Raw genomic sequence first — 9,717 nt, forward strand, 5'->3', positions numbered from 1 at the left:
AGATAGATAATAGCAAAATTTCTGCTACATCTATCCTCGTTTTCAACACTATGATTTTAACTTTATAAACGTAACTTCCGGTAATGTTTGCATATGCTGAATAAACTCATTCTTTTCTTCTGACGATATATTTTTCAGCTGCATTCCTACCTTATAAACAGTTTCTGTACCTTGCTGTGAAGCTTCCACCTCATATGAGAGTATTGGGATGCCTTTCACTTGTAGTGTTTCTAATATTTGTTGTATCGCTTCATGTTTATTTACAAACATTTGCACTGTTATATTTTGTGGAAATAGAAATTGCACCTTAAAAATACGACTTACAATTTCTAAACCAATTAAAACGAGAATCGTCGCTCCAATGCCTACTACATACATTCCCGCTCCAATTGCTAATCCTATACCGGCAGTAGCCCATAAACCAGCCGCGGTCGTTAATCCTTTCACCGCCTGCTTTTGAATAATAATTGTGCCTGCACCTAAAAAACCAACTCCACTAACGACTTGTGCTGCAATACGACTTGGGTCTAGAGACATATGCTCTTCAAACACAATATCTGAAAAGGCATATTTCGAAACAACCATTATTAACGCACTTCCTACCGCTACGAGGAAATGAGTCTTTAATCCAGCTTCTTTCGATCGAATTTCTCTTTCAATGCCAATCATTGCTCCTAACAAGCCAGCAACACCGATTCGTATAATAAAATCAAAATCTACACTCACGGGCACTTCCCCCTTTCATTCATTATAGATAGATAAAACAAAAAATATCACAAACATCCATTTATCAACATGAAGGAATACCACTAAAATACACTTAATACTCCGGTCGTTTTATGTTAATATTTAAAATATTAACATAAAATAAATAACTTCTAATTTTAAACCTTCACTAATTTTCTAAAAAATAAAAGGTGAATTACATGAAATTAGGTTGAGAAACTTCAGAAAACGCTTTCATTTTGTATCATAATTTTTTATAAATACTACATAAACAAAGGAGCTTACTAACAATGAACGTCTCGTTACTTACACCTACTACTGATTTACAAGAAGAATACTTAGATTTCTATAACGAATGGAAAGATAGCGGTGAAACAATGATCCCGTGGGTTATCTCAAAAAATCCTGCCAACTTCCCAGCTATGGTTCAAGAACTTCTCGATGCGCATAACGGAATAAATATCCCTGAAACTTGGGTACCAGACTCTACATATTGGCTTGTTACAGATGAAAATAAAATTGTGGGAGCTGTTAATATACGTCATAGTTTAACCGAACACTTATTTAACGCTGGCGGTCATATTGGTTATGGCATTCGCCCTTCTGAAAGAAGAAAAGGTTATGCTACGAAGTTACTAGCATTATCATTAGAAAAAACGAAGGAATTAGACATCACGAAAGTACTTGTCGTTTGCGACGCAGTGAATACCGCTTCTGAAAAAGCGATTTTACATAACGGCGGGCTTCGTGATGATGATTTCACTGAGGAAGATGGGAATGTAGTAAGAAGATATTGGATTGAGCTATGAATGATCACAAATAAGCGAGAAAGTGATTATACACTTTCTCGCTTATTTTACACTGCTTCTATTTCAAACTGCACTGTAATACCACTTGGATCTACCACCACAAACCCATTTGTAGTTTCATTTATTTCATGTTGTTTTTCTATTAATCTTTCTTTCACTTCATCTAACGCTTCTTTATACGGTAGTACAATCGTATACACCTTTAGCCCAGTTGCATGTACTGGTGGGTGTGGATTGTTTACTCCGTTCCACGTATTTGCACCAATATGGTGATGATATCCCCCTGCTGAAATAAATAAGCAATCCTCTTCACGCTGTTGTACTTCAAAACCTACTGTTTCCACATAAAATTCATGTGATTTCTCTACATCAGCTATTCGTAAATGTACGTGCCCAACGACAGTATTAGCAGGCAAACCATCAAACTCATAATCAACGAATGTTGCCAATTCTTTTAAATCAAGTGGTGTACTTCCTCCTGGCCCTTCTCCCCATCGATCGCGCGGACGGTCTGCATAAATTTCAATACCATTCCCCTCTAAATCTTGCAAATAAAAAGCTTCGCTATATGTATGATCACTTGCACTATTAAACCTTGAAATTGGTAAAATTTCATTTGAATATGTATAACGCCCTTCTTGCTCAGCCGGGCTGTCAATTACATTCTTATTACGAAGAACCCCAAATAGCGCAGAAGCAAAAGCTTCACGAGTCGGAACTAAAAAGGCTACATGATATATACCAGTCGTACGCGGTTCTTGCAGTACCCCGTCCTCTAACTTTTCAAGAACAAGTAACGCATTCTTTCCACCTTTTCCAGATAAATATGCTTTATTCCCCTCTTGCTTAATTACCTCTAATCCTACAACATTCTCATAAAAAGCAATTTGACGCTCTAAATCTTTCACTTTAAATTCAACATGACCAATACGTGTTTTCGGATGAATTTTTACCATGAATAACTTCATCTCCTTATCCCTATATTTTCCCATTACATATAACCGTTACTATGAAGGATACAACTAAAATCATCCTATGTAAATAAGAAAAGTCAGAATTTACATACATTTTTATTTTCATAATAAAAAGCCACCTTTTCTAACTTTTAGAAAAGATGGCTTTTTAACTCTTATCTCATTTTATGTACTTCAGCAACTAGCTTTCCACCCTGAATGCCCATATAAAGCTTCACAGGTGCATCATTCGTATTTTCAAATACTAAATCTAAGTATGGATATGCAATTGTAGCATCTCTTCCTTGTGGAACATAACCTACCGTTTTAGAATGTGTAGTTCTCTCCACCATTTTCAGACCAGCTTGATCTGCTGCATTGTATAAAGTTGAAGATGTTTGACAAACACCACCGCCATATCCATCTACTAATTTACCATCAACTATTTCTTTCCCTAATTGATATCCTTTATCTGGTGTTGTATCACCGATTAATGAATTAAAAGAGAAACGGTCTCCTTTTGCTAACACAACTCCATTTATGCTCGCTGCTGACAAACGAATATTCTCAATACGGCCACCTGTTGAACCACCTAAATTCGTTTCATATCTACCAATTACCGTACCATTTCCTTGCGCATCACTTAATGTTGCGACTGGTTTTTTCTCCACGATCGGCAACTGATACGTAGCATCCCACATACCAACATTTAACAATTTATCTACTAATTCTTTTTCCATTAATTCATAAGAAGGTTTTCCTTCTTGCCAACTTCCATCAGGTGCTATACGTGAAGGAACCATTTTTTTGTCGACGCTTTTTCCAACCTCACCAACAACCTTTGTTACAGACTTTTTAAATTTCGCTTCATCTTCAAAATAGCCTAAACTAGATAAATCTAATTTTTTCACTTCAGTACCAGTTCGACCATCAACTAAACTAATAGTATCCTGCACTTCTGCTTTAGCCTCTACAGTATGCCCACCAATATCACTTACCAATGCAACATCACTTACTTTTGCACCACAGCCACTCATTATAGCTACACATAACACCCCAACCAATATACCCTTTACTTTACGGAACAATATACTCTCTCCCTTTCCCCAACATCACTATTATGTATTTATTTCATTTTTATGTATGTTTTGTTACAATCATTTTACAATATGTTTATAAAATGTTACAAGTTATTTTTCACTCTATATAAATTACTCTTTTCTTTTATAAATGTCTATACATATTTACATAAAAGTTTGAGTTTGATAGAATTGTAACTTTTATGTAAACTTTCTCTTTTATCCAGTATATACCATTAAGCAAAAGAAATACAAATCAAAAACCCTCAAGCTATTTTTTATAAAGTGAAACTGTAATCAGTGGGGGTTTTACGGGCATCCCGATCTTCTTTGTTTCTGCTGAATTTTGACATGGGGGTCTTATTGCCCAGCAAATAGCGGGATAAAGAGAAATCCCGTCAACATAAATAGGTATTTGCCGTGCCACCACTCCGCTTTTGCACATACATTATGGTGAATTCAACCTATTTTAAAGAAATGGAGGATGTTATTATGTATCCCTACAATCCATATGATCCATATAATCAATATGCGTACCAACAACCACAGTATGACTTACAAACACAATATCAATCTTATATAGATCAAGCAGAGCACACGAATCCATATGACCAAAATAGACAATTCCAACTTCCAATCTCTTTTCCTGGCACTGGAAATCGTCAATTAGAAAGACGCGTAAATGAGCTTGAACAAAGAGTTCGTCAACTAGAAAATACAGTTGAGCGCCATACACGTAGACTAAACCGCTTAAACCAACGTTTACGCACAGTAGAAAACAGACTAAACATTCCATTCGCAGCATTAGAAGACGGATTTTAATCGAGAAAATAAAGATTATATAAAGGAAGGGGCTTCCCCTTCCTTATATAAATTGACGAAAGTTTTTTCCATCTCTATACTGATAAGAGTTAATGAAATGAAACAAGGTGATAAATATGGATTTTGAAATAAATTATCTTTCCTTTTATGTTGTACAAGTAGAAGGAAAAGGTGAAGCAGTTGATAAACGCTACAAACATTTTCAAACTTTAGACGCTGAAGAATATGAAGATAGTTCCTTAAAAGAATTTTTGAATGGTGAGTTATTAAAAATATCGAAGCGAAAAGTAGAACGTCATGCAAAAACAGAACAAGCCCCAACAAAAATTGGTCGCTTTATTGTAGAAGAAGGGCACGAACTTGATTCAAACCCTCATTACAACCTTTTTAATCGTATTCGCTTTGCAGAAACAAAAGAAAACTTTAAAGATATGAGCGAACCTCTCGTTTATACATATCTTGACACAAGCGCTGTACGTGGTGGTGTATTTTTAATTGCTCAGGCAAAACTACGCAAATACTTTGATGATCCATTCGTATTCGTAATGAAATGCGACTTTGAACCAAAGGTTGCTTCTATTTCTGATGAATCAACACTGATTCGTAACGTTGAAATGGCCATCACAACAAAGAATATGAAATCTATCCAATATCCGTACATGCCTGAAGAAGGTATGGTTGAAGTAGGCGAACTAAAAATACACCAAGCATCACATGCCCGCTACTTTGAAGACTTCTTAAAATTCGTCGAATATGAACGCTCTATGCCTGAAATTATGAAAACACAAGTAATGGACATGGTATACGACCAAATTGAAGATGTATTTGAAGAAGGTACGGAAGAACGCGAACAATTCGACCAAGCGATGGAAGTATGGGCTGCCAGTCCGAAACGCGAAATTATGGAACAATTTTCAACCGAAGAAGTAATGGAAGCAACTGCTCAAATCGTCGAGCATGCTCCTGAAGTCGAATTAAAACTAAAAGCAGATCATATCTCTGTGAAGGCCCTGCTTGCTGATTTCGGGGATCAAATACATATTGCGAAGGTAAATGATCGATATGTACTTATGATTGAAGCAGACACACTTACATTTGAAAAAGGCTTCTCTCCTATTGAGTTTCTGAAGCCAGATGAGCTGCAAGATGTGATTGAGCGGATTGAGAATAAGGCTTCCCTTATCCCGCAATACTAAAGGATTTAGTCGATATTTATTAACGTTATAGAAAATCTACTAGTGACCACAAATGTTGCCACGTTTGTGACCATGTTTTAAAAAAATAACAGGTTAAATATTGAATGTTAGCTTCCATACTAACGATTTATTGAGCGCTTTTAATTAGCGCTCTTTTTGTTCTTTCTCCTTCTTGTGTCCATTACGTGACCACATAAAATATACGGATACTGCCACACTCTAGTTTCTTAACAATTGTATCCATAACCACCCACTTGTCCGACCACTTTCTTCTATTATATATCCATTCTGTCCCCCTCCACTATATTTACCGACTGTACTCTCGGTAATCTACGTCAATTTTCGTCCTCCACCACTAACACCTAACCGTAATCCCTCCTCCGTTTTATCAGTAAGTTATCTCGTTATTTTCATTTAAACTTTACTTATGCCTTACTCCGTTCCCCAACTACTTACTGATCCGTTTTTCCCTACTCTTAGTTAGCGGCAGTTACTACCGTCCTCCGCCTATCGTAGCCAGTGGCGTTAACTTTCGTTTTTGCCCTTGACTTTAAGGTTTTACGTTTTTTATCATGCCGAAGCGAAGTTAGGAAAACGGCTGGCAGGCGAACTTGTCCCCTACGTCGCTACGTTAAAAAATAAACGAAGCGCGTAAGAGAGACAAGCGTCTTATACGTTTCATTTCATGCCTTGCTTTGTCAGTGTTCCGTATGTATAGACCCTATTCACTTGGCGATTTTCATCACACACGCCCTTCGCCAAAGGCTTGTCCACTACACAAAGCCACCCCTGTGCAACAAGCTGAACGTGTTCCCGAGCACCTTAATGCTCATGGCTACCACCCGAGCCGTTATAGGTCGCTCTCACCCACCCGCAACGCATGAATAGGAATACGTTACGGGACGCTATCCTTGTAGAAGCATACTCAGTACTTCCCGCACGACCGATAGCAAGCCAACGTCAGTTTTTAGCGTGGTTTACAGGCAATTCCACGTTCGGAAATTACCTCCTCGTTTCCTAAAAAAGACAATAGGAAACTAAGCCCCGTGTATTCCGTTTTTAAAAACGAATGATTACATGAGGCTATTCGGAGAAATTCCGTTATTCAATTGTCTTTCTGCATACGTGAATTCACGTATTAAAGTACATAAGCAATAAACATATCGATAGCGTACAACGTACCACCTACTCCGAAGATTCCGTAATACCAGACACGGTCAGATAACGTCTCAAGACCGAAGTAATTGTTTAGCTTTGCGAACATAATGCGTTACCTCCTCCATCTTCGTTACGTAATAACTGAAACATACTAATAGTTGTTTTACTAATCGTCTGTTTTCTAATTGACGGTCCAGCTTTAAGTACTACGTGAGTAAATACGTAATAGTTCGCTTCTGTTTCGATGTAAACAATCGTATGTGGGTACCCTCCAATATTTAGCTTACGTACTTTAAACAGTAATACTCCGTTTTCTATCTCGTTTGAATCTACGTTGCTAGTAATCTCATGTTGTAATCCTACGGGTAATTCCTCGAAAGTTATGAATTGAATAGCGTTCATTAACGATTTAAACTCATTCATTCCGTTCATCCCCTTTCACATTACGTATGTGTAATTCGTTATTTATGATTTCATATTACACTTGTGTAATTCGCAAGTCAATAGTTATTGACGAAATAATTACGAAACTGTAAGATGTAACTAAGGATACTTAGGACGGAGGTACTACTATGAAAGTGACGCCACGTTTGTCGGAGATTTTAGCGGAACGTAACTTACGTCAAAAGGATTTAGCGGAGATGGCCGGTACGACAGAAGCTACAATTAGTCGGTTCAGTCGTCAATCTCGATATGAAATCGAAACTTTGATCCGTATTAGTAATGCGTTAGAATTGAAAATCGAAGATTTATTCGTTGTGGAGGACGCTAAGTAAAGCGTTCTTTTTTATTGGAGAAATTTACCGTAACATTTGATATACTGATTGTAGAGAAATTACGGGAGGGGTTACTGTGGAGTTACGAAAAACCGTGGACGGCGAATCATTTATTATGGAGATAGAGCGCGAGAAATCGTCTAATACGAAACGTGCTATGCGCTTAGTTTCTATGTTATTGGGTATCGGTGGTTTTTTACTTTCGATGCTACTATTTATCACGATAATAGGAATCATATTTGCTATTCCACTAGCAATAGCATCAATGGGACTTATTGCTGTATCGTTAGGATATCAACGTGTAGAATGTCCGAACTGTAACCGTAAGCAAGCAATCAAGAAAGGTATCGGAAATTACACTTGTGGTAGTTGTAAAAAGAATACATTAATCGAATGGAAATAAAAAAAATCGACCGCCCTCCACAGGCGGTCTTTTCTACGCTCATTAGCGTATACTTACATAAGTCGGGCTAGCCGTGATGTAATACGTATTTCCTTTCGAATTGTGCACGCGGTATTGAGGCGAACCATTTACATCAACTTTAGCATCGAGAGTAAAACCGAGTCCTGCGTCAACAGTGCCCGCTAGGTATGATTTATTCCACGTAGCTTTTGTATAGAAGTTCAAGTCGTTTACTTTCGATACGACACGTTTACCTACAACGTTAGTATTCTCGTTATTACTCCCTTTTTCATAACGAATATAAGACGAATCATACTTAATCCATTGGTCACCGCCTAAGTTTAACCACTTACCGTTAGGCCCATTTACTTCGCCCCAAACTTGGTATGCTTCCGGTTTATTTAACTTACGAATCTTAGAAAAATCAGCGCTCGGGCCTTTTCGTAAGTTAACGTTAGTTCCATCGATGTATGCGACACCGTTAGATGGCGTTACAGAGACGTTAGGTTTCTCAACCTCTGGCTTAGTAGGTTTTCCCGGTACTACAACCGACACTTCGTTATTGTCGTACGCTTTCTTTACATCAGCACGTAACTGAGCGATAGATACACCGTGAGAAGCTAAGTATGCACGTGGGTCTTCGTGATCAGTACCGCCTAGTTTTTTCGTTACATCTTCGTGAGTCCAAAGACCTTGTTCGACCGATAGACCGTTATCTTTCAGAATCTTAGCTAGTAATTTAACGTAACGCTCATACGAAGATTTAAATTTCGCTGGATTACTAGATTCAGAAAGCTCAACGTGAACAAATCGTTTATTTGCCGCTGGCCCTGCCCCATAAGCGATATATTTCGTATCCGCAATTTGAATTGTTTCGTTCCAGTCTACCGCAAAATGAACGAATGCATTTCGCCAAGTCCTAGCTTCATAGTTTCGGATATTAATAGCAGGCGCTTCCGGAGTGGCGGTTGAATGGGCAACGACACCTTCATAGGCACCGACTCCATAGCGATAGGATTGCTTAGGTAGGTCCGGAATGAGCATACGGTTAATCGATTCGGCAAACGCCCCACCCATGAATGAAAAAAAGACTACCATTACGGTAGCCATAGAGATTAATAGTTTGTTAATACGTTTCACTTTACGTCCTCCTTCGTATTTAAAATCTGTTTGATTTCCGTTACATCTTTCGATAGCGAACCAAATGCAGAAGCTTGCGTTTCGATTACCTCCTGGTTCTTCTCGATTACCGCTTGGTATTTGCCTTCACGCTCCTTGCTCTCCTTACGTGAATCGAAAAATAACCAAACAAAAAGGACTGCTAAGAGTCCTTGTGATAACGCTAATTTAAAGACTTCTTCCGGCATAAACATCGTCATCCTCCTTTATGGGCAATAAAAAAAGACCAGCTATTGCTGCTCCTGCTCTGTTTGTATGTTATTTTCATTAGTTGGTGTTGGCGGTTCTTGTGATGGATAATTTCCAGTGAGTGATGTATAACACTCTAGGCAAATATTTTTTTTCGCAAATCCCATATCCAATTCATATAGGCGTGCTCCACGTTTACATATTTCACACAGCGTAGCAATTCGAAACTTTACTGTCCCATCCATCTCTCTCCATACTTCAACCCTGCTAACACCGTTTAGAAGACCTGCATTATTTAACATATCAGCAGGTATTTGAACAAAAATCCCTGTCTCTGTGCGCTCTGCATCCACCAGCCTCCCCACAAAAGGAAAGCCTTCACCTGCTTGAAGTGGCATCATTTGATTCTCATTCATTCTTATTTCTC

13 protein-coding genes are annotated in these 9,717 nt (G+C 38.1%); 5 read left to right on the forward strand and 8 right to left on the reverse strand.

Annotated features, from left to right (window positions below; translation table 11 throughout):
* Nucleotides 1-48 precede the first annotated feature (48 nt).
* Nucleotides 49-726 carry an MgtC/SapB family protein gene (locus AC3WVZ_RS15810; RefSeq protein WP_000109719.1) on the reverse strand — a complete coding sequence of 226 codons (678 nt, stop codon included), beginning with the start codon at nt 724-726 and terminating at the stop codon, nt 49-51.
* 290 nt (nt 727-1,016) lie between these two features.
* On the opposite strand from AC3WVZ_RS15810, the gene AC3WVZ_RS15815 reads away from it, so the two are divergent.
* Nucleotides 1,017-1,535 (forward strand): GNAT family N-acetyltransferase, encoded by a 519-nt coding sequence (locus tag AC3WVZ_RS15815; RefSeq protein WP_233935061.1) that lies wholly within the window; start codon nt 1,017-1,019, stop codon nt 1,533-1,535.
* Nucleotides 1,536-1,582: 47 nt separating this feature from the next.
* Here AC3WVZ_RS15815 and AC3WVZ_RS15820 read toward each other — a convergent pair whose 3' ends face one another.
* Complete coding sequence (locus AC3WVZ_RS15820) at nt 1,583-2,527, reverse strand: VOC family protein (protein ID WP_139256967.1); 945 nt, start codon at nt 2,525-2,527, stop codon at nt 1,583-1,585.
* A 137-nt stretch (nt 2,528-2,664) separates the two neighbouring features.
* Nucleotides 2,665-3,576 (reverse strand): VanW family protein, encoded by a 912-nt coding sequence (locus AC3WVZ_RS15825; RefSeq protein ID WP_000488973.1) that lies wholly within the window; start codon nt 3,574-3,576, stop codon nt 2,665-2,667.
* Between the two features lie 483 nt (nt 3,577-4,059).
* Between AC3WVZ_RS15825 and AC3WVZ_RS15830 the strand changes: the two genes are divergently transcribed.
* Both AC3WVZ_RS15830 and AC3WVZ_RS15835 read left to right on the forward strand, forming a co-directional pair.
* Nucleotides 4,060-4,389 (forward strand): hypothetical protein, encoded by a 330-nt coding sequence (locus AC3WVZ_RS15830; protein WP_000283715.1) that lies wholly within the window; start codon nt 4,060-4,062, stop codon nt 4,387-4,389.
* 116 nt (nt 4,390-4,505) lie between these two features.
* Nucleotides 4,506-5,585 carry a DUF3900 domain-containing protein gene (locus AC3WVZ_RS15835; RefSeq protein ID WP_233935063.1) on the forward strand — a complete coding sequence of 360 codons (1,080 nt, stop codon included), beginning with the start codon at nt 4,506-4,508 and terminating at the stop codon, nt 5,583-5,585.
* A 1,138-nt stretch (nt 5,586-6,723) separates the two neighbouring features.
* Here the strand turns inward: AC3WVZ_RS15835 and AC3WVZ_RS15840 are convergent.
* Entirely contained in the window at nt 6,724-6,849 is a 126-nt protein-coding gene (locus tag AC3WVZ_RS15840) for a DUF3961 domain-containing protein (RefSeq protein WP_142322488.1), read from the reverse strand.
* Nucleotides 6,834-7,166 (reverse strand): hypothetical protein, encoded by a 333-nt coding sequence (locus tag AC3WVZ_RS15845; protein ID WP_233935065.1) that lies wholly within the window; start codon nt 7,164-7,166, stop codon nt 6,834-6,836. The genes AC3WVZ_RS15840 and AC3WVZ_RS15845 overlap by 16 nt, the downstream gene beginning before the upstream one ends.
* Nucleotides 7,167-7,315: 149 nt before the next feature.
* On the opposite strand from AC3WVZ_RS15845, the gene AC3WVZ_RS15850 reads away from it, so the two are divergent.
* Nucleotides 7,316-7,519, forward strand: a complete 204-nt coding sequence (locus AC3WVZ_RS15850) for a helix-turn-helix domain-containing protein (RefSeq protein WP_000869305.1) — start codon at nt 7,316-7,318, stop codon at nt 7,517-7,519.
* Between the two features lie 76 nt (nt 7,520-7,595).
* Complete coding sequence (locus AC3WVZ_RS15855; protein WP_233935067.1) at nt 7,596-7,922, forward strand: hypothetical protein; 327 nt, start codon at nt 7,596-7,598, stop codon at nt 7,920-7,922.
* A 42-nt stretch (nt 7,923-7,964) separates the two neighbouring features.
* On the opposite strand, the gene AC3WVZ_RS15860 is transcribed toward AC3WVZ_RS15855, so the two are convergent.
* The 3 genes from AC3WVZ_RS15860 to AC3WVZ_RS15870 are packed head-to-tail and all read right to left on the reverse strand — an operon-like array spanning nt 7,965 to nt 9,706.
* A complete protein-coding gene (locus AC3WVZ_RS15860) occupies nt 7,965-9,062 on the reverse strand; it encodes an N-acetylmuramoyl-L-alanine amidase (RefSeq protein ID WP_233935069.1) in 1,098 nt (365 codons plus the stop codon).
* Nucleotides 9,059-9,295, reverse strand: coding sequence for a BhlA/UviB family holin-like peptide (locus tag AC3WVZ_RS15865; protein ID WP_088322528.1), 237 nt, complete (start codon nt 9,293-9,295; stop codon nt 9,059-9,061). Before AC3WVZ_RS15865 ends, AC3WVZ_RS15860 begins: the two co-directional genes overlap by 4 nt.
* 36 nt (nt 9,296-9,331) lie before the next feature.
* On the reverse strand, nt 9,332-9,706 hold the full coding sequence (locus tag AC3WVZ_RS15870) for a hypothetical protein (RefSeq protein ID WP_233935070.1): 375 nt from the start codon (nt 9,704-9,706) through the stop codon (nt 9,332-9,334).
* Nucleotides 9,707-9,717: the final 11 nt, after the last annotated feature.

The sequence above is a fragment of the Bacillus sp. CPT56D-587-MTF genome (assembly GCF_058792335.1).